General features: G+C 66.4%; 23 protein-coding genes. 10 read left to right on the plus strand and 13 right to left on the minus strand.

What is annotated here, in order from left to right:
- Positions 1–47: 47 nt before the first annotated feature.
- Positions 48–179 (plus strand): DUF7503 family protein, encoded by a 132-nt coding sequence (locus BSG17_RS28220; RefSeq protein ID WP_280141159.1) that lies wholly within the window; start codon positions 48–50, stop codon positions 177–179.
- Here the strand turns inward: BSG17_RS28220 and BSG17_RS06550 are convergent.
- Positions 176–2,296: a hypothetical protein gene (locus BSG17_RS06550; RefSeq protein WP_089822261.1), complete on the minus strand. Its 2,121-nt coding sequence runs from the start codon at positions 2,294–2,296 to the stop codon at positions 176–178. The two genes, BSG17_RS28220 and BSG17_RS06550, sit on opposite strands and share 4 nt — an antisense overlap.
- 196 nt (positions 2,297–2,492) lie before the next feature.
- Here BSG17_RS06550 and BSG17_RS06555 point away from each other — a divergent pair, with 196 nt between their 5' ends.
- The 3 genes from BSG17_RS06555 (at position 2,493) to BSG17_RS06565 (ending at position 5,367) form a co-directional block, all read left to right on the plus strand.
- Positions 2,493–3,449: a succinylglutamate desuccinylase/aspartoacylase family protein gene (locus BSG17_RS06555; protein WP_089822263.1), complete on the plus strand. Its 957-nt coding sequence runs from the start codon at positions 2,493–2,495 to the stop codon at positions 3,447–3,449.
- Positions 3,450–3,520: 71 nt separating this feature from the next.
- Positions 3,521–4,213 carry a DNA methyltransferase gene (locus BSG17_RS06560; protein WP_170864734.1) on the plus strand — a complete coding sequence of 231 codons (693 nt, stop codon included), beginning with the start codon at positions 3,521–3,523 and terminating at the stop codon, positions 4,211–4,213.
- Between the two features lie 77 nt (positions 4,214–4,290).
- Positions 4,291–5,367 (plus strand): pyridoxal-phosphate dependent enzyme, encoded by a 1,077-nt coding sequence (locus BSG17_RS06565; RefSeq protein ID WP_089823018.1) that lies wholly within the window; start codon positions 4,291–4,293, stop codon positions 5,365–5,367.
- 154 nt (positions 5,368–5,521) lie between these two features.
- On the opposite strand, the gene BSG17_RS06570 is transcribed toward BSG17_RS06565, so the two are convergent.
- Together BSG17_RS06570 and BSG17_RS06575 are read right to left on the minus strand one after the other, a co-directional pair.
- On the minus strand, positions 5,522–5,743 hold the full coding sequence (locus BSG17_RS06570; RefSeq protein ID WP_089822268.1) for a DUF7511 domain-containing protein: 222 nt from the start codon (positions 5,741–5,743) through the stop codon (positions 5,522–5,524).
- A gap of 248 nt (positions 5,744–5,991) precedes the next feature.
- Complete coding sequence (locus BSG17_RS06575) at positions 5,992–7,266, minus strand: tRNA(Ile)(2)-agmatinylcytidine synthase (RefSeq protein ID WP_089822270.1); 1,275 nt, start codon at positions 7,264–7,266, stop codon at positions 5,992–5,994.
- 147 nt (positions 7,267–7,413) lie between these two features.
- Between BSG17_RS06575 and BSG17_RS06580 the strand changes: the two genes are divergently transcribed.
- Together BSG17_RS06580 and BSG17_RS06585 are read left to right on the plus strand one after the other, a co-directional pair.
- Positions 7,414–8,385 (plus strand): transcriptional regulator, encoded by a 972-nt coding sequence (locus BSG17_RS06580; protein WP_089822271.1) that lies wholly within the window; start codon positions 7,414–7,416, stop codon positions 8,383–8,385.
- A 37-nt stretch (positions 8,386–8,422) separates the two neighbouring features.
- A complete protein-coding gene (locus tag BSG17_RS06585) occupies positions 8,423–8,755 on the plus strand; it encodes a hypothetical protein (protein ID WP_089822273.1) in 333 nt (110 codons plus the stop codon).
- A gap of 9 nt (positions 8,756–8,764) precedes the next feature.
- Here the strand turns inward: BSG17_RS06585 and BSG17_RS06590 are convergent, their stop codons facing one another.
- From BSG17_RS06590 to BSG17_RS06615, 7 genes are all read right to left on the minus strand, one after another.
- Complete coding sequence (locus BSG17_RS06590) at positions 8,765–9,022, minus strand: glutathione S-transferase N-terminal domain-containing protein (RefSeq protein ID WP_089822275.1); 258 nt, start codon at positions 9,020–9,022, stop codon at positions 8,765–8,767.
- A 163-nt stretch (positions 9,023–9,185) separates the two neighbouring features.
- The gene (locus BSG17_RS06595; RefSeq protein WP_244531497.1) at positions 9,186–10,577 is read right to left on the minus strand and encodes an aryl-sulfate sulfotransferase; all 1,392 of its coding nucleotides are present in this window, start codon (positions 10,575–10,577) and stop codon (positions 9,186–9,188) included.
- Positions 10,578–10,641: 64 nt separating this feature from the next.
- Positions 10,642–12,036: an NCS2 family permease gene (locus BSG17_RS06600; RefSeq protein ID WP_089822279.1), complete on the minus strand. Its 1,395-nt coding sequence runs from the start codon at positions 12,034–12,036 to the stop codon at positions 10,642–10,644.
- A gap of 157 nt (positions 12,037–12,193) precedes the next feature.
- Positions 12,194–12,355, minus strand: coding sequence for a hypothetical protein (locus BSG17_RS26825; protein ID WP_170864735.1), 162 nt, complete (start codon positions 12,353–12,355; stop codon positions 12,194–12,196).
- 49 nt (positions 12,356–12,404) lie between these two features.
- A complete protein-coding gene (locus BSG17_RS06605) occupies positions 12,405–13,130 on the minus strand; it encodes a phosphoribosyltransferase family protein (RefSeq protein ID WP_089822281.1) in 726 nt (241 codons plus the stop codon).
- A 151-nt stretch (positions 13,131–13,281) separates the two neighbouring features.
- A complete protein-coding gene (gene pyrE, locus BSG17_RS06610; RefSeq protein ID WP_089822283.1) occupies positions 13,282–13,803 on the minus strand; it encodes an orotate phosphoribosyltransferase in 522 nt (173 codons plus the stop codon).
- Positions 13,804–14,248: 445 nt separating this feature from the next.
- The gene (locus BSG17_RS06615) at positions 14,249–14,791 is read right to left on the minus strand and encodes a CDP-2,3-bis-(O-geranylgeranyl)-sn-glycerol synthase (protein ID WP_089822285.1); all 543 of its coding nucleotides are present in this window, start codon (positions 14,789–14,791) and stop codon (positions 14,249–14,251) included.
- A gap of 180 nt (positions 14,792–14,971) precedes the next feature.
- On the opposite strand from BSG17_RS06615, the gene BSG17_RS06620 reads away from it, so the two are divergent.
- Positions 14,972–15,811 (plus strand): proline dehydrogenase family protein, encoded by an 840-nt coding sequence (locus BSG17_RS06620; RefSeq protein ID WP_089822287.1) that lies wholly within the window; start codon positions 14,972–14,974, stop codon positions 15,809–15,811.
- Between the two features lie 116 nt (positions 15,812–15,927).
- Complete coding sequence (locus BSG17_RS06625; RefSeq protein WP_089822289.1) at positions 15,928–16,566, plus strand: DUF502 domain-containing protein; 639 nt, start codon at positions 15,928–15,930, stop codon at positions 16,564–16,566.
- A 157-nt stretch (positions 16,567–16,723) separates the two neighbouring features.
- On the opposite strand, the gene BSG17_RS06630 is transcribed toward BSG17_RS06625, so the two are convergent.
- Entirely contained in the window at positions 16,724–17,647 is a 924-nt protein-coding gene (locus BSG17_RS06630; RefSeq protein ID WP_089822290.1) for a branched-chain amino acid transaminase, read from the minus strand.
- 90 nt (positions 17,648–17,737) lie between these two features.
- Here BSG17_RS06630 and BSG17_RS06635 point away from each other — a divergent pair, with 90 nt between their 5' ends.
- Positions 17,738–18,631 carry an NAD-dependent epimerase/dehydratase family protein gene (locus BSG17_RS06635; protein WP_089822292.1) on the plus strand — a complete coding sequence of 298 codons (894 nt, stop codon included), beginning with the start codon at positions 17,738–17,740 and terminating at the stop codon, positions 18,629–18,631.
- 6 nt (positions 18,632–18,637) lie between these two features.
- On the opposite strand, the gene ribB is transcribed toward BSG17_RS06635, so the two are convergent.
- Positions 18,638–19,345, minus strand: coding sequence for a 3,4-dihydroxy-2-butanone-4-phosphate synthase (gene ribB, locus BSG17_RS06640; RefSeq protein WP_089822294.1), 708 nt, complete (start codon positions 19,343–19,345; stop codon positions 18,638–18,640).
- Positions 19,342–20,052: a DUF120 domain-containing protein gene (locus BSG17_RS06645; protein WP_089822296.1), complete on the minus strand. Its 711-nt coding sequence runs from the start codon at positions 20,050–20,052 to the stop codon at positions 19,342–19,344. The genes ribB and BSG17_RS06645 overlap by 4 nt, the downstream gene beginning before the upstream one ends.
- A gap of 272 nt (positions 20,053–20,324) precedes the next feature.
- Here BSG17_RS06645 and argS point away from each other — a divergent pair, with 272 nt between their 5' ends.
- Positions 20,325–22,085 carry an arginine--tRNA ligase gene (argS, locus tag BSG17_RS06650; RefSeq protein WP_089822298.1) on the plus strand — a complete coding sequence of 587 codons (1,761 nt, stop codon included), beginning with the start codon at positions 20,325–20,327 and terminating at the stop codon, positions 22,083–22,085.
- The last annotated feature ends 16 nt before the right edge of the window (positions 22,086–22,101 follow it).

Here is a 22,101-nt window from a genome sequence, read left to right on the forward strand (position 1 = left end):
TTCATTAATTAATTTCTTTTTGCATCCGTGGAATTAATTGGGTGTAGATGAACGAAACGATGGCAGCCTACCTGAAGCAGCACCCACGAATGACCGGCGTCCTGTTCACGATGCTCCTGCTGTTGTCGCAGGCGGGGACGGCGTTGGCGAATAACTCAGGTGCAATCAACGGCCCTTAACCAAAGCGATCCGGATCTAGCTCGTCACTCCATTGCAAACAGTCGCCGATAATAACCGGTATCACCTCTAATTCGAGGAACGAGAATAATTCATCTACAGAGACACAGAACGTGTCTATTGTGTCTGCCGCTAAGTAGTAGACAGATTCTTCATTTATATATGGAATTATAATCGATCCAACTCCGTAGATAGGAGAAGGATAGTAGTCAAGCTCTATTTCAATTTGACCAGAGGTAGCAGTATCCGAGATACGGCCCAACATAGGCGTTCCACTCTCCGCCTGACACAGCGTCATGCCTCCATCACCCATCGCGATGTACCGATAGCCGACGACCAAGTCGTCCTGCGCGATCGACAGCGCCGATCGGAGCGTGAACCCGCAGTTGAGCAGTCGCGCCAGCGTCCGGCCGAACTCGGTGGCGGCGCGGTTGGGCACCTCCGAGAGCGTGACGACGCCGCCGTAGCTCCCGCGGTCGATGAGCGCCTCGCCCTGCTCGTAGGAACTGCAGGCGTTCAGCAGGAACGACTCGACGGCCACCTCGCCGTCGAGCGTCGTCACGTCGAGGAAGCCGTCGGCACACTGGAGGCCTCGCTCGTCGACGTGGCCGATGTAGTGCAGGAAGTTCGTCGGCGACCGCAACACCTCCACGAGTCGGTCCCGCGTGAGGTCGTAGTGGACCTCGACGTCGAACTGCAGCAGGTCGCGGAGACCGTAGAGGTCGGCGACGACGTCCTCCTCGCGCATCTCGTCGTCGTTGCAGACGACGGTGATCTCGATGCTGGTGCGCTCGACCGCGTCGCGGTCGAGTCGCCGCCGGTAGGCGGTCGGCGTCGCCTTGCTCGCGCCGAGCGGGTAGCCGTCGCCGACCCACGCGTGTTCGACGGTGTCGACCGGATCCGGTTCGACGATCTCCGTCGACGACGACGACCCGCGAGGCTCCCCCGACGCGCCGTCGACGGCCGTCCCGCCGCGGACGAACTCGCCTGCGGGCAGCGGGTCGCTGCGGAAGAAGTCCGAGACTGCGTCGCGTTCGGCGCTGACCGTCTCGGCGCACGTCGCCGTCGGACACCGCACGAGCGAGAGGTCGTTCGCGACGAACGGCAACATCTCGACGTTGCTCGCTCGCGGCTGGATGTCGGTCGTCAGCGTCCACGTCGGCAGGTACGGCTCGAGATCGTCGAAGGGGACGTCGAGATAGGCGCCGACCTGCTCGTCGAGCGGGAGGTCGTAGAGCGCGGGGAAGTCGAGCGCGAGCGCCGACTCGACGGTGCGTCGTTCGTGGAGGTCGACGGGGTAGTAGCCCTCGGTACGCGTCAGGCAGTCGAGGAAGAACACCCGTCGGAGCGTCCGTGCGACGCCGGTCTCGAGACAGCCCTCGACCGTCAGCGAGTGCGACCAGCCGTCGCCAGCGAGGCGAGGGTCACAGCCGGAGACGACGTCCGCGCCGAGGTAGTAGGCGAGCGGGGCCGCCGCGAACACCGCCGGCAGTTCCGGCGGGAGGACGAGCGTCAACCCGGTGTCGGGCGGGTCGACGGTTGCAGGGACGTCGAACTCCTCGCCCAGTTCGAGGAACGGGGGGTGACCCCGAAGCGTCGGGAACGACCGTTCGGGCGAGTGCGTCTGGAGCGACGACCCTAACGTGGCGATCGCCCGCATCATCGCCTCGGGCTCCCCCGTCGTCGTCACCGTCCCCGCCGGACGCTCGTGGAACGACCGCGCACCGATCGCCACGTCGGTAGCGGAGCCGAACGAGAGGCGCGTCTCGCCGGCGCCGTACGAGACGGTGAGCGGCGACTCGACGGCGACGTACAGTTTCATCGGAGCGGTCGTCACCTCGAGGTCGTACCGGTCGTGGGGCAGCGACAGGCCGTCGCGGTTCGACGACTGGGCGACGGTCCGTCCGTCGGGGCCGCGGACGACCATCCCGGTGAGTTTCGGGAGTCGGAGCGTCGCCGTCTCGACGGCGACCGCTCCGTCGACGGGGAACCGAAACCGACCCGGCGGAGCCTCTCGGGGCGAGACTGGGGCGGGCGTACGGAGTTCGAACTGGCTGTGTTCGATGTCGTCGACGACGCGGAACGTCGTCGGTCCGGTCGACTCGAACCGGAGCGTCACGACGGACGCCTCCCGACAGACACCGGTCGGCCGTCGCAGAGACGGCCGGGTTCCCCGCTTCGCATTGCACGTTTTGTTCCTGACAAGGTGGAATAAACGTTTCGTGGGAATCAGTCCGGTGGGACTGCGGAACCGTCACCCAGCGGCGCTCCGACGGACCGAACCCCTAAAGAGTGGTGCGACCCACCATCGGACAATGACCACGCTCGGCACCGCGAGCGCGGCCCCCGGCGAGTTCGACACCGGGCGGCTCGAAGTCGGAGAGACCCGCGACGGCAGTACGGTTGGCCTTCCGGTTGCCGTCATCAACGGCGCACGCGACGGACAGACGCTCTACATGCAGGCTGCGAGCGACGGCGACGAACTCAACGGCGTCGGCGTCATCCAGCAGGTCGTCCCGCAGCTCGACCCCGCGGAACTGAGCGGGACGGTCCTCGTCGTCGGCATCGTCAACTACCACGCGTTCCAGATCGCACAACACCGGAACCCGGTCGACGACACGAAGATGAACCGCGCCTACCCGGGCGACGAGAACGGGACGTCGAGCGAGCGCATCGCCGCCGCCACGTTCGACGTCGCCCGCCAGGCGGATCTGATCCTCGACCTCCATCAGGGGTCGACCAGTCGGATGATAAACGAGGTCCGCGTCCGGTGTGGCCGTCGTCACCGGATGCACCGCGAGTGTCTCGAACTCGCCAAGGCGTTCGGCATCGGCTACGTGCTCGACCAGAAGGGACCCGACGGCCAACTCGCCCGCGCCGGCCCCGACGAGGGCGTCCCGACCATCGACCCCGAACTCGGCGGCTGTGTCGGCTGGGACGACGAGAGCATCCGACTCGGCGTCCGCGGCGTCTTCAACGTGCTCCGTCACTACGACTTCTTCGACGACGACGCCGACCTACAGCGACAGACCCGCGCGAAGAGCTTCGACCAGTACGGGTCGCCCGCCGGCGGCCTCGTGAGCTTCGAAAAGGAGCTTGGCACCCGCGTCAGCCCCGGTGACACGCTGTTCGAGGTGACAGACGTCTTCGGCAAACTGAAGGCCCGCGTCACCGCCGACAACAGCGGCATCTTCTGGCGCTCGCGCCGACTCCCGCAGGTCGCGACCGGCGAGTACGTCTGCTCGGTCGGGACGAACGTCGACACGTACTGAGCCGTCGTTCGTCGCTGTGGGTCCCACACACCACACGAAGACTTTTCGTCCGCTCGACTGTGCGGTCGGCCGTGCAGACCTACATCACGGTCCCCTACGAGAGACCCGACGCCATCCCGGACGATATCGAGGGCGACGACTGGACGCCGGAGACGCTCGTCGAGCGCGTCGTCGAGACGTACACCGACCCCGGTGAGACGGTGCTGGACCCCTTCGCGGGGTTCGGTACCACCCTCGCCGTCGCCGAGCGGCTGGACCGGATCCCCTACGGCGTGGAGTTCGACTCGGAGCGTGCCGCGTTCGTCCGCGATCGAGTCGACCACGGCGAGAACGTCGTCCACGGCGACGTCTTCGAACTCGACGGGAGCGAGCTCCCCACAGTCGACCTCTGTCACACCTCGCCGCCCTTTATCGCCTGGGACGAGGGTGTCGATCCCTTCCGGAGCTACGACGTCGAGAGCAGGACGAGCTACGAGCGCTACCTCGACGACGTCGAACGGCTCTTCGACCGAGTCACGGAGTGGATGAGGGCCGACTCGACGCTCGTCGTCGACGTAGCGAACCTGAAGAACGACCAGGGGACGTTCACCCTCGCGTGGGACGTCGGTCGACGGATCACCGAGCGTGTCGACCGGGCCAAGTTCCGCGGCGAGACGGTGGTCGTGTGGGAGGACGAGGAATCGGACGACCGAACCGACGCGTACGGCCACGGCTACGACCACAGCTACTGTCTCGTCTACGACGTCGCCGGCGGAGCGCGGTGAACGGCCTCGCACACTCGCACGCCAGCGGCGACGCGGGAACCGTCAGCTACTGGTCGCCGCCGTCCGTCCACTCGACCATGCCATCCGCTCTCGTCTGTCCCGACTGCGGGACCACCTACCCCGACCGCTGGCGCTGTGAGTGCGGCCACCCGCTGGAGTTCGCCGAGACGCCGCTCCCGGGCGGTCCGGCCCCCGACCCCGCCGCGTTCGACGGCCGACGCGGCCTCTGGTCGTTCGAGGAGTTCCTCCCCGTCGATCGCGAGGTGACGCTCGGCGAGGGGGCGACGCCGCTCGTCGATGCCCCCGAGTGGGACGCACAGTTCAAGCTGGAGTACGTCTTTCCGACGGGGAGTTTCAAAGACCGCGGCGCGACGACGACGCTGTCGCGGGCGGCCGAGCTGGGCGTCGAGAAGGTGGTCGAAGACTCCTCGGGCAACGCGGGCGCCGCCATCGCCACCTACGCCGCCCGCGCCGGAATCGACGCCGACATCTACGTTCCCGCGTCGGTGAAGGCGTCGAAGCTCCGGGCTATCGAGCGGGCGGGCGCGACGCCGGTCCGCGTCGAGGGATCACGCGAGGACGTCACCGACGCCTGTCTCGACGCCGTCGCGTCGGGCGACGGCTGGTACGCCAGTCACGCGTGGAACCCCGCGTTCTTCGCCGGGACGGCCACCGTCGCCTACGAGATCGCGCGGCAACGCGACTGGCAGGTGCCGGACGCCGTCGTGACGCCGCTGGGACACGGGACGCTCTTCCTCGGCGCGTATCGGGGGTTCCGCGCGCTGTTGGAAGCGGGGTGGACCGACCGGATGCCGCGACTGCTCGGCGCGCAGGCCAGCGGCTACGCGCCGATCGCCGAGGAGCTACACGGGGCGTCGGAGGGGACGAACGACGTCGCCGACGGCATCCAGATCCGCGACCCGGTGCGTCGCGAGGAGATACTGGAGGCGGTCGTCGAGACCGACGGCGACGCCATCGCGCTGGACGCCGACGCCGTCGGTCGAGAACTCGAACGGTTGCACGAACGCGGCTTCTACACCGAACCGACGTGTGCGGTCGCACCCGCCGCGCTCCAAGCGTACCGAGAGCGAGGAGTGCTCGACACCGACAGCGACGTCGTGGTTCCACTGACCGGCAGCGGACTGAAAGGCTGAGCGGGAACTGTCGGCGTAGACACTCGGGAGTGCGGAGTGGCGTGGTCACTCGGCAGTTCAGTTTCGAAGGGAAGAGAGCGTAGAGTGCGTCCGGGAGACGCCTCACGCGTGAACTCGGTCGAACGAGGTCGGGGGAGTACAGCGGGCGACCTCGTCAGCGCGTCTCCGCGAGGCTGACGTAGGACCCCTCGTCTGCGGCGATCCACGCGCCGACGATGTCGTCGTCGTCGACCTCTCGTGGATAGAGGGTGCACTGATCGTGGCCGGTCTCGCTCGATTCGATGACGTACTCGACGTCGAAGACGGGCCACCGGTTGAGCCCGGCACGACGCGGTGCGGACGATTCAGCCTCGGTGGAGTTGTCGGGAGTGCTCATGTGATTGCTCCTGTCTGCCCCGGTGGTGACCACCTGGGGCGCTGCGCTACACTCTCTCCTTCGTCCGAGACCCCCTTTGCTATGGCCCGGTTAAACGAGCCACAGGCTGGCTTATTTCCAGTCTAAGCACACGTTTGCTCTGCGAAACCGACGGTTAGCACGTGACAAACCGGCGTCGAACGGCGTCGAACCGGGATGGGCGGCAGCGGCCCGAACACCCTAGATATCGGCTGGTTCTCGTCACTGTCTCACCGCTCCGGGTGGACCTGAGCGTCGAACCCGCCGCGGACGAGCGGCTTTGCGACGTGTCTCCGGGCACAGGGAGGAACCTCGTACCATCCCCGCTCCAGGTCGCGGGCGAGCGGAACGGTCACCTTTCCGGGTTCGCTCGTCCCGCAGTCTCGGCAGCGATACCCTTGGTTCCGTCCGGCGCTCTTCATCGACCGTCCGCAGTCGGGGCAGTCGGGCGTGACGCGTTCGGTTCGGAGCAACTCCCGGACGGCGAACTTCTCGAGTTTGAGCGTCCCGTCAGACAGTTCGCCGCAGACCGTGAGTCGGTCGCCGACCCGGAGGGCGCGCACCCGGTCGCGGAACCGCTTGGTCGGTTCGAACGCCACGCACGGGAGCGTTCGGCCGTCGTCGCACTCGAGTTCGAGATCGAAGAACACGTGGCCGCCCCGTCGCGTCTCCGGCGACGAGACCACCGCGCCGTCGAGTCGGTAGGCCGCGCCGTCCGTGAGGCTGCCGCCCTCCGTTCGGAGGTGGGCGTCGGTCCCCTGGTTCGTCCGGAACAGCACCGTCCGGTCGACGCGTTCGCCGTCGATCCGGGCGGTGACGTCGCGAACGGCCGCGGGGTCGTCGCCGCGGATCCCGTAGAGGATAGGACCCGGCGCGTGCGGGACGCAGACGGCACCTCCCTCCTCGCGGTCGACGGTGTCCCAGACGTCGGGGTAGCCCGCGTCGGCGGCGGCGAACACCGAGTCGTAGTCGACCTGGCGGGACGTCCCGCAGCGGTCGAACACCCGGTAAGAGATCTGTTCGTAGGTCCACTCGTCGAAGGCGGCGTGCGCACCGACCGCCGCGAGCGCGCCGATCCGGCCGCGACCCTCCTTCCACCCCTCGTGGTGGTAACCCACGTCGTCGGCGAGGGCGACGGCGTCGGCGATGGTGTGGTGATCGCGGAGCGCGCCGCGGGCGAACTCGGCGACGTGGTCCGGAACGTCGGCCGGGTCGCCCGGGGCGACGACGAGGCCGGGACTCGTCCGCGGGTCGTCGACGACGGCCAGCGGGTCGAGACGGTCGCGAGCGACGGCGGCGGCGGTGGCGACGTCGACGTCCGTGTGGAGCGCGAGCGCGGCGTTGCCCCGTGTCTTGTGCTTCACGGCGGGGTTGAGTCGAACGAGGAGGCGATCGAAGACGGTGCCACCGGCTTCCTCGACGGCGTCGGCGACGAGCGCCGCGAGGTAGGTCGTACACATCCCCTGTTCGCGGGAGTCGGTGTCGTCGAGGCCGATGACGGTCATCGCAGAGGCGTAATCAGAGGACGGTAAAGCCGTTTTCGCGTCGTGAACTGCTATATAATTGTATCGGAGAAATAAGGGGTGAATCGAAAGACGTGGGGCGGGTGAGGGACACAACCGTTATATGTTGAGAATCTCCTATTCCCCCCTATGTCCCGGGCAGTCTTGGTCGACAATCTCACGGCGATGCTACACGACGCCGGATTCGTCGTGAGCGACCGCTGTGCGATCCGACCGAAAAGTTTCGACCTCGCGGCCCGGCGAGGTGAGGACCTCGTCCTCGTGAAGATTCTGGGCAACATCGACGCGTTCGACGCCGAGACCGGCGCGGAGATGCGACGACTCGGCACCTATCTGGACGCGACACCGATGGTCATCGGGCTTCGCACCCGCGACGAGGATCTGAAACCCGGCGTGGTGTACTTCCGCCACGGCGTGCCGGTGCTCAACCCCGACACGGCGATGGATCTGTTCGTCGAAGAGGTGCCGCCGCTCATCTACGCGGCACCCGGAGGTCTGTACGTCAACATCGACGGCAACATCATCGCCGACGAACGCGAGCGTCGCGGCTGGAGTCTCGGTCGACTCGCCACCGAACTCGGCGTCTCCCGCCGCACCGTCTCGAAGTACGAAGACGGGATGAACGCGAGCGTCGAGGTGGCGATCCAACTCGAGGAACTGTTCGGCAAGCCGTTCAGCAGCCCAGTCAACGTGATGGAGGGTGCCGAGGAGGTGCGCGACGCCGACCCGACGCCCGAAGACCCGCAGGTCGACCCCGACGACGAGCACGTGCTCTCCGTGTTGACCCGCGCGGGCTTTACGGTCCACCCGACCGCTCGCGCACCGTTCAAGGCGGTCAGCGAGGACAGCGACCACCGCGAGGGGAACATGTTGACGGGGCACTCGGCGTTCACCCGGAGCGCCGAGAAGCGCGCCCGCATCATGTCCTCCATCGGAGAGGTGACCCGCACCCGCTCGGTCTACTTCACCGAGGAGCGCTCGAAGCGCGAGTCGGTCGACGGAACCGCCATCGTCAGCTGCGAGGAGCTCGCGTCGATCGACGACCCCGACGAGATCCGCGACCTCCTCCGCGAACGGGCCCGCGAACCCGCCGAGAGCTAGACGGCGACGTTATCTCTCTGTCGGGCCTACCACGGGAGTGGAAAAGTTCTCCGAGTCGTTCTCGTCGCTCCGAGCGACGTTCGAGCGAGAGGTGTTGAGGTGGCCGTCCGTGTCGAGTCACACGACGTTCGGCTGGCCGTCGTATCTCGTCGAGAGCGAACTCTTCGCCGTCGTGAGCGATCAGGGAGTCTCGTTGACGCGACTCCCGGACGAGGACCGTCGACGGCTGGCGGCGACACACCGGGTGTCGCCGTTCGTCGCGAACGGACGTGCCGTCGCCTCGTGGACGACGGTGGCGGTGACGGCTGACGACGTCGACGCGCTGTTTCCAGCCGTGAAAAAGAGTTACGAGTCCGCTGCTGCGGCGTGAATCCAATGATCAGCTCGCGCTGGAGCTGTACGTCTCCTCGAGATACTCGATGATGTCGTCGCTCTCGGCCATCCCCTCGACGCCGTGTTCCTCGTCGACGAGCACCGGCACGCCGGTCTGTCCGCTGATCGCCTCGACCTCGGTTCGCTCCGAGTGCGAGCGCGGCACCAGATGTGACTCGTACTCGAGTCCGAGATCCGCGAGTTTGTTCTTGACCTTCGCGCAGTACGGACAGCCTTCGAGTTCGTAGAGTTCGAGGTTCGCCATCGACTCCACGTTGGGAACGGGGACTTAAGAACACGGTGGTGGTGTGTGCTCAGAACGCCACACGTAGTCGGGGAGATATGTACCCAGAACGCCACACGTAGTCGGGCATGGAAGACGGGCCAGAGAGATGCGGAACAGACCGAGCGTCCGAGCGACGCCGCGATCAGCGACTGCCGGCCACCGACCGGGCACGGCCGACGATGCGGCGGCGCTGGTAGACGACTTCGGCGATCCCCCACCCGAGAAGTGCCAGCGCGGCGAGGGCGGTGAAGAAGAGGTCCCACCCGGACATCCAAGTCGGACGGATCCACGGGGTGACGTGTGACCAAGTCGCGGCGAACTCCGAGGCGGAGTCGGCCAGCGGGGTGCCGGCGAACGTCGACTCGACCTGCGCCGCGAACGTCTTGCCCTCGCCCGTCCCGGGTTGGAGGCCGGCGCTACCGGTGACGTCGTAGCTTCCGCTGGCGTTCATGTCGGCGACGGTCGGCCCGTTCGACGACCCGCCGTGGGCGACGCGCTCGGCGTCGTATGGTCCCCACGTCGCGTAGTACTCCCAGACGATCTCGCCCTGCGGCGTCACCTCGATGACGCGGTGGTTCAGCGAGTCGGTGACGAGCGTGTTGCCGTTGGGGAGGCGGTCGGCGTCACGCGGCCAGTTGAGTTGCCCCGGGCCGCCGAGTTCCCACGTCAACGTCCAGTTCCCACCTTCTTTGGCGTACTCGACGATGCGATCGTTCTCGCTGTCGGCGACGAGGATGGTGGGCGTTCCGTTCTCGGACTCGAGGTAGTCGGGGTTGTGCTGTTCGAACAGCGTGTCGTGGTCCCCGTCGCTGCCGAGGCGGTCCTCGATCTGCCCGGTCGTCCGGTTCAGGATGACGACCTGATCGAAGTTCCGCGGCGAGAGCAGCAGGCGGTGCTCGTCGATGACGTCGACGTCGTTGACGTGTGTCCAGTCCTCGTTGTACCCGCCGTCGGTGTTCTCGGGGTAGTGGTCCTTGAACTGCCACTCCCACGTGATCTCGTCGGTGCTCCGGTTGTAGACGAAGATACGGTCCTCGGAGGTGCCGTTCTCCCAGTTGCGTATGTCGGCGACGACGAGGTCGCCGTTCTCCATCATGTCGACGTCGTGGGTGTCGTCGGTGTCGAGTCGTTCGACCCAGACGGCTTCCTCGGTGTCGGGGTTGTACTCGTAGACGAGCGTGTGTGCGGGTTTCGTCGAGACGACGAGCAGATTACCGTTGTCCAGCGGGTCGACGTCGTAGAACCACGAGACGTCGTCCTCGATGCCCGTGTGAACCCACTCGGTGTCGGCGTTCTCGTCGGCCGAGACGAGCCGTGCGGGTTTCTTCTCGGCACCCCGGTCCTTGAAGTGGAACCCCTGGATGCCGACGACCGTCGATCCGTTGGCCGGATCGGTCACCGTGCCGCTGGCGAGGTCGGCGTCGTCGCCGGTTCCGGCGACTGCGGCGATGCCCGCCGGTGCGAGAAGTGAGATGATGACCAGTATCACGGCACCGCGTGCGAGCCATCGCCGGGATGGGAGGGCGTCGTTCACAATAGAAGCAGGTGTAGCGGGTGTTGAAACGCTTTGTGGTCGGTGGCGGGACCGAAGCCGTCGCTCAGACCGAACTGGCCAGCAGACCGCTCGTCCGCACGAAGAAGTAGACGACGAATGCGCCCGCGAGCGCGAGGTGGCCCGCGCGGAGGTCGTTGTACTCGCCGGCGGCAACCTTCACGAGCGGGTAGGAGATGATGCCCGCGGCGATACCGTAGGCGATCGAGTAGGTAAACGGCATCACGAGGATGGTCATCCCGGCGGGGACGGTCTGTGTGATGTCGTTCCAGTCGATGTCGACGACGTTACTGAGCATGACGACGCCGATGACGACGAGTGCGATGTGTGAGGCGTACAGCGGGATCGCCGCCGCCAGCGGGACGAGCGCGAGCGAGGCGAGAAACAGACCGGCGGTGACGAGCGCCGTGAGGCCGGTCCGCCCGCCCTCCTCGACGCCGGTCGCGGACTCGATGTAGGTGGTGACAGTCGAGGTGCCGAGCATCCCGCCGACCGTCGTGCCGACAGCGTCGGCCATCAGCGGCTTGTCGACGTCCGGAAGGTTCCCCTCGTCGTCGAGGAAGTCGCCCGCCTGTCCGACCCCGACCAGCGTGCCGGCGGTGTCGAAGAAGTCGACGAAGAAGAACGTGAAGACGACGAGCGCGAAGGCGAACCCCTCGATGTCGCCGAGCCCCTGAAGGAAGGAGCCGGCGAGCGGCGTGATGTCGTAGGTCGCGCTGGTCGACGCGGCGACGAGGCCGGCGTCGGGAGCGACCAGCCCGGCCTGCGTGACCAGCCACCCGAGCACCGTCGTGACGAGGACGCCGAGGATGATCGCACCCTTGATGCCGCGGGCGTAGAGGACGAACGTCAGGAAGAGACCGACCACCGAGAGGACGGCGACGGGGTTCGAGGCGACCTGCCCCATCGTGACGAGCGTCGCGCTGTCGGCGACGACGATTCCCATCTCCTGGAGGCCGATGATGGCGAGGAATAGCCCGATACCGGTGCCGACGGCGAACTTCACCGGTCTCGGGAACAGTTTGATGACGTACTCACGCGCGCCGACGGCGGTGAGTAGGATGAAGAGCACGCCCTCGACGACGACGGCGGCGAGTGCGGTCTGCCACGGGATGCCAAGCGCGCCGACGACGGTGAACGCGAAGAAGGCGTTCAGTCCGAGACCGGGCGCCTGCGCGAACGGCCGGTTGGCGTAGAACGCCATGATAGTCGTCGCCGTCGCCGCGGCGACGATGGTCACGACTGCGAGCATCGACCGGACCTGCGTCGGCGAGAAGCCGTCGATGACGATGCCCGGTTTCGTCCCCGGGATACCAGCGAGGATGGCCGGGTTGACCACGACGATGTAGCTCATCGTCAGGAACGTGGTGATGCCTGCGATGACCTCGGTCCGCACGGTCGTGTCGTGCGCGTCGAGGTCGAAGTACTCTGTGAGCCCCATATAGTGCATAGCCGTGATTATCCATTTAAGCGTTGTTATCGGTGGCGAGCATATATACACATATGTGGATATTTTCTTCGCTTGAGTGCCGGCCGAAAACCAAAATGTGGCACGTGTGTGCACATACAGTCCGGGGCGGGCTCGAACGCCGTCGCCGTCAGCCGACGGCACCCATCCGGACGGCGAAGTAGACGACGAACGTGCCCGCGAGCGCGAGGTGGTCCGCGCGGAAGTCGTCGTCGAGGAAGTCGCGAAGAAGTCGCGAACTCCCACGTACTGGTTCCTCTCTCGGGGAGCAGAAACAGTCCGTTAAGCCCACCGGTTCGGGAGTCGTGTGCGGGACACCGCCACGCCGTCGGGCAGGTTCGTCAGCGGGTCGACGACTCGAACGTCGTCAGCGCCCCGACGGGGGCGTCGGTGATCTCCTCGGCGCGCGAGGTGCCCTCGTCGCCGACGGCGATGAGCGTGAAGACGCCGGTGACGTCGGCGTCAGCCTGCAGAGCGATGTCGAGCAGCAGTTCCTGCGTCTCGCCCGAGCGGATGAGGTCGTCGACGACGAGCACACGCTGCCCCGAGGTGAGCGCACTCGCCGGGAGGTAGTAGGTGAGTTCGATACCCGAGGCGAGTCGCTGACGGGACTCGATGAACTCCTCGACGGCCGTCTCCTTGGACTTCTTGGCGTACGCGAGACGGGCGTCGAAGTAACTGGCCATCGCCGCGCCGAGTGTGATGCCGTCGGTCGCCGCGGTCAACACCACGTCGGGACGTTCGAAGCCGAAGGCGTTGGCGGCGATGGGGGCGACGAGGTCCAGGAACGACTGGTCGAAGACGACGCCGGAGTTGTCGACGTAGCCCTCGTCGTCGAACTCGACGCGCGCCTCCAGTTCGGTCGAGAGTGCGTCGCGACCGATCCCCTCCACGACTTCGCGGGCGCGGTCGGTGCCGGGGAGGACGTGGCCGTTGACGTACCGGTTCAGGTCGCCCGCTGGCAGGCCGGTCACCTCGGAGAGTTCGTCGTAGGTCCGCGTCTCTTTGAGCATCCGCAGGACGGCGACCGCCTGCAACTGCAGGGCGGCCTTCTCTGCTCGGTTCATGCCGTGGAAATCGCGTTTGCGTAAGTATGAACACTTCGATATCGATAGAGCGTTGAGATACACACAGTTGTGTGGGACTGCATCACACGACGGCAGCACGAGGAACGACGGAGTCGACTCGGCTACGGGGCGAAAACAGAGAGACGAACGACTATCGATCGGCCAGGAGATCCGAGGCCGAGAGCAGCGAGTCGAGTTCGAGGTCGTGTTCCGCCAGCAGTTCGTCGGCTCCCTCCTCGCGGTCGACGACGACGATCACGCGGGAGACCTCCGCGCCGGCGTCGCGCAGCGCCTCCGCGGCGTCGACGGCGCTCTGGCCGGTCGTGGCGATGTCCTCGAGGATGACGACCTCCTCGCCCTCCGCTAATCGACCTTCGATGCGCTTGGCCGTCCCGTACTCCTTGGCCTTCTTGCGGGCGATGACGTAGGGGTTGCCCGTCTCGACGCTCGTAACGGCGACGAGCGGGACTGCGCCGAGAGCGACGCCCGCCAGTTTGGTGTCGTCGAGTCGCTCGGCGAACGCCTCGGCGATCAGTTCGAGACAGTGGGGGTCGGTCTCGAAGAGGTACTTGTCGACGTAGTACTCGCTGGTGCCGCCGTGGGAGAGTTCGAACTCGCCGAACTGGACGGCGTCAGCGTCGCGCAGCGCCTGGATGAGTTCCTGGTTCGCCATTACTCGTTGTGGGACGGTGGAGTGGTATAAACGGGGTGGTTGGCCGCCGGTAGAGCGGAGAACTCCCGAGCGAGCTCGATTCGTTAATAAAGAGGGTGTCATCACAACCAAGAGTTGTTTGGTAGTTGTTGGCAACGATTGGAACGGAGTTGACTTAGCGTGGCCGAGAAGCCCCCGAAACCCGGACGATTGAAGCACCGATACGAACAGTGCCCGCACTGTGGCAACCGTGCTCTCGAAGAGTATATCCGAGACGGGAACTGTCCAGCCTGTCGAAGTTGACTCGTCTCTCGGGGAGCCTGATCTTCCCACCGTCTCGTTCGCTATCAGGAGCCGCGTGCTGTAGACGAAACGAGAGCTCCGGAGGCGACCGGGTCGGTCGAGGCGTCGGTGAGCACTGTCGGCATCGAGCTCGGGGAGCAACAGACCCTGTTCCGTAACGGAGCTACCAGGGTTCGTCCTTCAACCCCAACACGTACGCGGCCATGTTCGTCACGACGTGCAGTGCGGGCGTCATCACGACGACGACGACGAGCACGGGGATCCGAAACACCGTCCGGAACCACGTCGGCGCGACGGCGGCCGTCAGGCCGAGCGACCCGACGACGAAGTCCAGTTGGTCGAGACCGGGGAACGCTGCCCCGCGTTCACGACCGCTGCGGCGCTTGAGGAACGACGCTCCGATGTCGCCGAGCATCGCCCCGAAGGAGAGCGCGAACGCCGACTTCACCGAGAAGACGGGGAGCGTTACGTCCAGTCGCGTCTCGATCGACTCGCGAACCACGTCGAGGACGAGCGCCAGGACGACGCCGGCGAACGTCCCCACGAGCGTGCCGCGCCAGGTCTTTCCGTCGCCGAGGAGTCGGTTCCCGTTCCACGAGACTCCTCCGTCTATCGGTCTCCCGCCGCCGGCGAGTACCGCGACGTTGTTCGGGACGTACGCCGGGAGCATCGTCCAGAACGCCTGTAGGACGAGTGTACGCAACATAGAGGTCAGGTGTCGGGGGGAGGATATAATCCCCCTGCGTTTCGGTTGACCGCACGGTGGGACGCCCCACAGTGAGACGAGCGCCGAGAGACGGTCACCGTCGAACGCCGGCACGACGGCCGCGACGTGTGAGGCGAGAACGATAACGGATTTAAATACCGGCCCGGATAGTTCCGTCGTATGATCCCCCCCATCGCCAGCCGGTTCGTCGCGGGCGAGACGCCGGCGGCGGCGTTCGACCACGTCCGAGAGACGAACGAGGAGGGCGTGAAGGTCATCCTCAACCTCCTCGGCGAGCACTACGACAACCGCGCCGAGGCGGACCAGGACACCGCGACGTACGTCCAACTGATCCGAGACATCGGCGGCACCGACCTCGACGCCTGCGTCTCGGTCAAACCCTCCCAGATCGGGTTGGACGCCGGCGGCGACGTCTTCCGCGAGAACTTCCGCGCCGTCGTGGAGGCGGGCGACCACCACGACGTGTTCGTCTGGTGTGACATGGAGGACTACACGACGACGGACGTCACCCTCGACGCCTTCGAGGAACTCGCCCGCGAGTTCGAGGGCGGCGTCGGCCTCTGCGTGCAGGCGAACCTCAAGCGGACAAGAGAGGACCTCGAACGCCTCGTCGACGTCCCCGGGAAGATCCGACTGGTGAAGGGAGCCTACGCCGAACCGCGCGAGGTCGCCTACAAGGACAAATCCGAGGTCGACGCGGCGTACCGCGAGTATCTCGAGTACATGTTCGAACAGTTCGACGGCGGTATCGCCGTCGGCAGCCACGACCCCGCGATGATCGACCTCGCCGTCGACCTCCACGAGGAGTACGGCACCGACTTCGAGATCCAGATGCTGATGGGGGTCCGTGAGGACGCACAACGCGAGTTGGCGGCCGACGGCTACGAGATCTGGCAGTACGCCCCTTACGGGGACAAGTGGTTCTCCTACTTCTACCGGCGCGTCCGCGAACGCAAGGAGAACGCGCTGTTCGCGCTCCGGGCCGTCGTCGGCCAGTAGCCGGAGCGCCGGGCGACGGACCGTCCGAGCGTTTCCTTCACACCACTCTCAGAAAACACAAAGGCGTGCGAGGTAGAAGCGCTGATAAGGGCGGACCTCGCATACCCCGACAACGAATGTCTACGTGGAAACGCGACATCGCGAGCGGTCTCGTCGTCCTCATCCCTCTCGTCGTCCTCGCGTTCGTCGTCAGCTGGCTCTACCAGAAGCTGGTCGCCCTGCCGTTCATGGACAGCATCGACCTCCCGGACTACGTCCCCGCCGAGTACGTCCCGGTCGTCCGGGTGCTCATCGTCCTCGTGGTCTTCGCGATGCTGACGCTCGCCGTGGGCTACCTGATGCGGACCACCATCGGTCGGCTCGGCGAGGGAGCCATCGACGGCGTCATCAACCGCGTCCCGGTCGTCCGGGTCGTCTACAACGCCTCCAAACTCGCCGTCGAGACGGCGTTGACGGGGACCGAGGACCTCCAGAAACCCGTCCAGCTCGAAGTGTGGAGCGGCATCCGGATGACCGCGTTCAAGACGGGCAAGACCACCGCCGACGGTCGCGTGGTTCTCTTCATGCCGACGGCACCCAACATCACCACCGGGTTCGTGATGGAGGTCGAACCCCACCGCATCGAGGAGACCAACGAGAAGGTCGAAGAGGCGCTGACGCGCATCCTCTCGGCCGGGTTCGCCGAGACCAACGAGGGCGTCGACATCGACGTCACCGACGAGAGCGGGATCGAGGACCTCGGACGGATGAACTGACAGTCGGTCACCGTCGCGGACCGCGACGACGCGCCACTCCGACCGAGCGTCGGTGTCGTCGAGCGAGGGGTGTCGGGGAAGAACGAGGAGTACCGGAGAAGAACGAAACGAGACGGGAGCGGAAGGAGAAGCGCAGCTCAGCCGCCGAACGGCTCGGTCAGACGTAAGTGAACCACTCGTCGTGGTCCTCGGTGCGCCGTTCGACGAGATCGAAGAACGCCTGCTGGAGCTCCTCGGTCACCGGACCGCGCTCGCCGACCTCGACGTTGTCGACCTGCCGGATGGGCGTGACCTCCGCGGCGCTGCCGGTGAAGAACAGTTCGTCGGCGGTGTGGAGTTCGCCGCGACTGATGGAGACGTCGTCGTGGACCTCGTAGCCGCGCTCCTCGGCGAGCGTGATGACCGTGTTGCGGGTGATGCCGTCGAGGATGCTCTCCGAGAGGCCGGGCGTGAAGATCTCGCCGTCGCGGACGAGGAAGATGTTCTCGCCGGGACCCTCGGCGACGTTCCCCTCCTTGTTGAGGACGATCGCCTCACGGTAGCCGTTGCGTCGGGCCTCCTCGCCGGCGAGCATGGAGTTCACGTAGAGGCCGGTCGTCTTCGCGTTCGTCGGAATCTGACTGGAAGCGTGCTTGCGCCACGAGGAGACCATCACCTCGATGCCGTTCTCGAGGGCGTCCTCGCCGAGGTAGGTGCCCCACGGCCAGGCGGCGATGGCGACCTGCGTCGGGCAGTCGCCGGGCGAGACGCCGAGCGTATCGTAGCCGTAGAACGCGACGGGACGGATGTAACAGGATTCGAGCTCCTGCCGTTCGAGCAGTTCCAGCGTCGCCTCGGTCAACTCGTCCGGTTCGAACGGGATCTCCATGTCGTAGGGTTTCGTGGAGTTGTAGAACCGTTCGAGATGCTCCTCCCACCGGAAGATGGCCGGGCCGTTCTCCGTGTCGTAGCAGCGGACGCCCTCGAAGACGCCGGTGCCGTAGTGAAGTCCGTGGGTCAGGACGTGGATCTGTGCGTCCTGCCAGTCCACGAACTCGCCGTCCATCCAGATGGTGTCGACGTCCATGTCGTCAAATCCCATAGTCGGGCCATCGGCGGGGACCGCTATAAATTCATGAGGAACGACTCGGTCGTGTGCGGCTTTTTGGGACAGGGTTGCGACGGGGAGACTATGTCGTCACGAACCACAGTCGCCGTCACCGGTGGCAACGGACAGGTCGGTCGCGGCGTCCTCCGCGAACTCGCCGACCACGGCTACCGAACGGTCAACCTCTCACGGAGCAGTCGACGCGAGGACGTCGCCGACGGCTACCGCCGGACCGACCTGCTCGACGCGGGCGAGGTGTACGGATCGCTGGCTGCCTGCGACGCCGACGCCGTCGTCCACCTCGGGATGGTCCCCAACCCCGAGGGCAGCCCCGGCCACGTCACCTTCGAGAGCAACGTAATGACCACTTACCACGTGCTGGAAGCCTGCCAGCATCTCGACGTCGACAGCGTCGCCGTCGCTTCCAGCATGAGCGCGCTCGGCGCGGGGTACGACCCCGACCCCGTCCGACTCGACTACCTCCCGGTCGACGAGGAGCATCCGAGCGACCCGCGGGACCCCTACGCGCTCGGTAAGCGCGTCTTAGAGGTCACCGCCGAGGGCGTCGGGCGACGGAACGACGGCCCGACGGTGAGCACGCTCCGCTTCCCCATCGTCGTCGACGACGAGTGGATTTCGGAGACGCTGGTCGACAGCGACCGTTCGCTCGACACGATTCGTGAGGCTCCGTACTACCACTCCGTCCGAAACACGCTGTTCGCCTACGTCCACCTCGCCGATCTCGCCGCACTCTTTCGACGATGTCTCGAGACCGACTTCGAGGGCCACGAGACGTTCTGGGCCGCCGCGCCCGACACGACAGTCGACCTGCCGACCGCCGATCTCGTCGCCGCGGAGTATCCCGACGTCGACGTTCGAGTGGAAACAGGGGGGTTCGACGGTCACGAGAGTCTGGTCGACACGACGAAGGCGCGAGAACTGTTGGGGTGGGAGGCGGAGCGGAGTTGGCGAGACTGAGTGAGGCTAGCCGAGGCGTTCGACGAGTCGGTCGCCGTCGACGAAGGCGAACCCGTGACGAGTGGCGTAGTCGCGAGCGGCCGCCTTCGAGAGCGCCCGTCCGGTCTCGTCGTCGAGCATCTCGCAGACGACGACTGCGGGGGGGAGTCCCGCTTCGGCGGCGAGCGCGAGGCCGAGTTCGGTGTGACCCTGCCGGTCCGCGAGGAGACTGGGTGCGGCGCGGAGCACGTTGACGTGGCCGGGCGAGCGGAAGTCGGCGGCGAAGTCCGTGGCGTCGTAGTCGCCGGCGACGGCCGCCTCTGCCGCGGAAGCGAGTTCCGAGATGGTCAGCGCCCGGTCGTCGTCCGGGATACCGGTGAACGTGTCGCGGTGGTTCACAGGAAGAGAAAACGACGAGCGGTCGTCGTAGCCGAGTTCGTGACTGCCGGCGCTGGGGTGGTCGATGGTGTCGTCGAGGAACGGCAGCTCCATCGCCGTCGCCGCGTCGTGCGAGAGCGCGGTACAGACCAGTCCGCCGGCGTCGTTCCGGAGACGGGCGACCGCGTCGGCCGTGACCGCGCCGGCCGGGTAGACGATGTCGGTCTCGCCCTCGCGGTCGTCGAAGTCGTGGACGAGAACGGGGAGACCGTCGCGGAACGCCGCGAGCGCGCGGTCGACGGCGTCGCCTTCTCGCTCCTCGTCGCTTCCGGCGAGGTCACCCGTCCGGCCGCTCATCGCGAGACCTCCTCGACGCGGACGGAGACGGTGTCGCCGTCCTCGAGACCGAGTTGGTCGCGCAGGCGGTCGGGCGCGATGATCTCCAACTGCGTCTCGTCGTGGTGGGTGCGCTCGGGGACGATGATGTGGGCCGTCTCGTAAGACGCGCCGTCGTACTCGACCGTCGCCGTGTAACAGGACGCGGGACCGAACGTCCGTTCCTCGTCCTCCCAGCCGTCGATGGGGACGGCGTCGAGCGAACTCATCCCGGCGCGAGCGCGGACGCTCTCCTCGGTGAGATCGACGTTCAGCGTCCCCGGGAACGGTTCGTAGCCGAGTCGCTCGACGAACTGCTCCATGTAGCCCGGAAGCGAGATGTAGTGACGTCCCTCGCCCATCCCGCCGGTGACGGTGCCGGTGAGCGTGACGGAGGCCTCCTCCTCGAAGATGCGCCGGTAGTCGGCGTACTCTTTACGGAGCGCGGCCTCGCCCGCGTCGGTGACGTCGACCCACTGGCCGTCGCTGACGATGTCTCGCTCGACGTAGCCCGCCTCGTCGAGTCGTTGGAGGCGACGCGAGGCGGTCTGACTGGAGGCGTCGAGTCGGTCGGCGAGGGTGGAACAGGAGACTTTCACCGGACCGGCGAGCCCGCCGTCGAGGGCGACGAGCTTCAGGGCGGCGAGTTCGTCGTGTCCGACGGCTGTCGCTGCTGCCGTTTCTGCCATACGCGACACGTCGTCCCCGCTCGCCATAAGCATACCGGAACTGAGATGCGTAACAGAACTGTGATGGTAGGGGAGAGACGGTCGGCGCGACCAGTGGTACGGCGACGACGCGGTTGGTAACTCCGCTATGGCCGTCTCCCATCTAAGTGCGTCGGTCGCGGCGGTCGGCCCGTTCGTGGGACGCGGTCCACGACCCGACGAGTTCGCCACGCCGTGACACGAACCAACAGCCCTTAGAAACCCATTTACCCGACGCTCGAAAAGCACACTCCATGTTCAGAGCGTTCCGTAACGAGGTCGAGGCCGCCCTCGCCGACGCGCTGTCGGCGATGGAGCTGCCGACCGACGACCTCGGCGTGGAGGAGCCGCCAGAAGACGTCCCGGCGACACTCGCATCCAGCGTGGCGTTCCGCCTCGCCAGCGAGGTGGGCGCACCGCCGCCGAAGATCGCCGTCGACATCGCCGACCACGTCTCGGTCGCGGAGTACGACTACATCGACCACGTCGACACCGGCGGGCCGTACGTCAACTTCCACACCACGGGGAAGTATCTGGCCGACACGCTCGCCGCCGCCGGCGACGACGAGTACGGCCGACTCCCCGACAAGGGGGAGTCCGTCGTCGTCGAACACACCAGCGCCAACCCCACTGGACCGGTGCACGTCGGCCGCGCGCGCAACCCGATTCTGGGCGACGCCGTCGCCAACGTCGTCGACTTCGCCGGCTACGACGTCGAACGCCACTACTACGTCAACGACGCCGGCCGTCAGATGGCCGTCTTCACGTGGGCCTACGAGACCTTCGACGAGGAGGACCTCGACAGCGATCCGGAGCGCGACCGCATCGAGTACGACCTCGTACGCTACTACCGCAAGGGCAACGAGGTACTGGAGGAGGGCGACCCCGAGGAGGTCGAGGCCGCCGAGGCCGAGATCGCCGAGATCCTGCAGGGGCTCGAGGAGGGCGACGAGGAGACCTACGCCCGCGTCGAGACCGTCGTCGATCAGGTGCTCTCGGGGATGAAGGAGTGTCTCGCGCGTCTCCCCGCCGAGTTCGACGAGTTCGTCAAGGAGACGAAGTTCATGTTCGACGACTCCACCCAGGAGGTGGCCCAGCGACTCAAGGACAGCGAGTACGCCGTCCTCGAAGAGGAGGCGTGGCAGCTCGAACTCGACGAGTGGGACATCGAGAAGAAGCTCGTCTTCCTCCGCTCGGACGGCACCTCGCTGTACACGACGCGCGACCTCGCCCACCACGAGTGGAAGTTCGAGAACTTCGACCGAGCGGTGACCGTGCTGGGCGAGGACCACAAACTGCAGGCCGAACAGCTCAAAGCCGCGCTGGAAATCCTCGGCAACGACGTCGACCAGCTCGACCACGCCATCTACTCGTACGTCAACCTCCCCGAGGGGAAGATGTCGACCCGCGCAGGAACGGGCGTCGACCTCGACGACCTGCTCGACGAGGCGGTCGACCGCGCCCGCGACGAGGTGGAGAAACGCCTCGACTCGCGCATCCGCGACGACGAGTTGGACGAAGACGACATCGAGCGCATCGCCCACCAGGTCGGGATCGGCGCGGTGCGGTACGACATCGTCTCCAAGCAGCCGACGAAGGCGATTACCTTCGAGTGGGACCGCGCGCTCGACTTCGAGGCGCAGTCCGCGCCGTACGTCCAGTACGTCCACGCACGCTGTTGCGGCATCCTCGACGAGGCCGAGGCGGCCGGCGTCGAACCGACGGACGTCGACCCCGGGGTGCTGTCGACGGAGGCCGAGGAGGAGCTGCTGCGGACCATCGCGCGCTTCCCCGCCGTCGTCGAGGGGGCCGCTGAGGATCTCGAACCGCACACCGTCGCCACCTACACCCGCGAGTTCGCCGAGGCGTTCAACACCTTCTACCGCGAGTGCTCGGTGCTCAACGCCGACGACGAGGCCACCAAGCGTGCTCGTCTCGCGCTCGTCGACGCCTCGCGGCACACGGTCGCCAACGCGCTGGCGCTACTCGGCGTGGCAGCGCCCGACTCGATGTGAGAACGGCTCACTGACG

Source organism: Halogranum amylolyticum (genome assembly GCF_900110465.1).
Lineage (GTDB): Archaea > Halobacteriota > Halobacteria > Halobacteriales > Haloferacaceae > Halogranum > Halogranum amylolyticum.

Coding starts and splice junctions, on each gene's coding strand:
- BSG17_RS28220 (WP_280141159.1), top strand. CDS start 48: ATGAACGAAACGATGGCAGCCTACCTGAAGCAGCACCCACGAATGACC.
- BSG17_RS06555 (WP_089822263.1), top strand. CDS start 2,493: ATGACCACGCTCGGCACCGCGAGCGCGGCCCCCGGCGAGTTCGACACC.
- BSG17_RS06565 (WP_089823018.1), top strand. CDS start 4,291: ATGCCATCCGCTCTCGTCTGTCCCGACTGCGGGACCACCTACCCCGAC.
- BSG17_RS06570 (WP_089822268.1), bottom strand. CDS start 5,743: ATGAGCACTCCCGACAACTCCACCGAGGCTGAATCGTCCGCACCGCGT.
- BSG17_RS06575 (WP_089822270.1), bottom strand. CDS start 7,266: ATGACCGTCATCGGCCTCGACGACACCGACTCCCGCGAACAGGGGATG.
- BSG17_RS06580 (WP_089822271.1), top strand. CDS start 7,414: ATGTCCCGGGCAGTCTTGGTCGACAATCTCACGGCGATGCTACACGAC.
- BSG17_RS06590 (WP_089822275.1), bottom strand. CDS start 9,022: ATGGCGAACCTCGAACTCTACGAACTCGAAGGCTGTCCGTACTGCGCG.
- BSG17_RS06600 (WP_089822279.1), bottom strand. CDS start 12,036: ATGGGGCTCACAGAGTACTTCGACCTCGACGCGCACGACACGACCGTG.
- BSG17_RS06605 (WP_089822281.1), bottom strand. CDS start 13,130: ATGAACCGAGCAGAGAAGGCCGCCCTGCAGTTGCAGGCGGTCGCCGTC.
- pyrE (WP_089822283.1), bottom strand. CDS start 13,803: ATGGCGAACCAGGAACTCATCCAGGCGCTGCGCGACGCTGACGCCGTC.
- BSG17_RS06615 (WP_089822285.1), bottom strand. CDS start 14,791: ATGTTGCGTACACTCGTCCTACAGGCGTTCTGGACGATGCTCCCGGCG.
- BSG17_RS06620 (WP_089822287.1), top strand. CDS start 14,972: ATGATCCCCCCCATCGCCAGCCGGTTCGTCGCGGGCGAGACGCCGGCG.
- BSG17_RS06625 (WP_089822289.1), top strand. CDS start 15,928: ATGTCTACGTGGAAACGCGACATCGCGAGCGGTCTCGTCGTCCTCATC.
- BSG17_RS06630 (WP_089822290.1), bottom strand. CDS start 17,647: ATGGGATTTGACGACATGGACGTCGACACCATCTGGATGGACGGCGAG.
- BSG17_RS06635 (WP_089822292.1), top strand. CDS start 17,738: ATGTCGTCACGAACCACAGTCGCCGTCACCGGTGGCAACGGACAGGTC.
- ribB (WP_089822294.1), bottom strand. CDS start 19,345: ATGAGCGGCCGGACGGGTGACCTCGCCGGAAGCGACGAGGAGCGAGAA.
- BSG17_RS06645 (WP_089822296.1), bottom strand. CDS start 20,052: ATGGCAGAAACGGCAGCAGCGACAGCCGTCGGACACGACGAACTCGCC.
- argS (WP_089822298.1), top strand. CDS start 20,325: ATGTTCAGAGCGTTCCGTAACGAGGTCGAGGCCGCCCTCGCCGACGCG.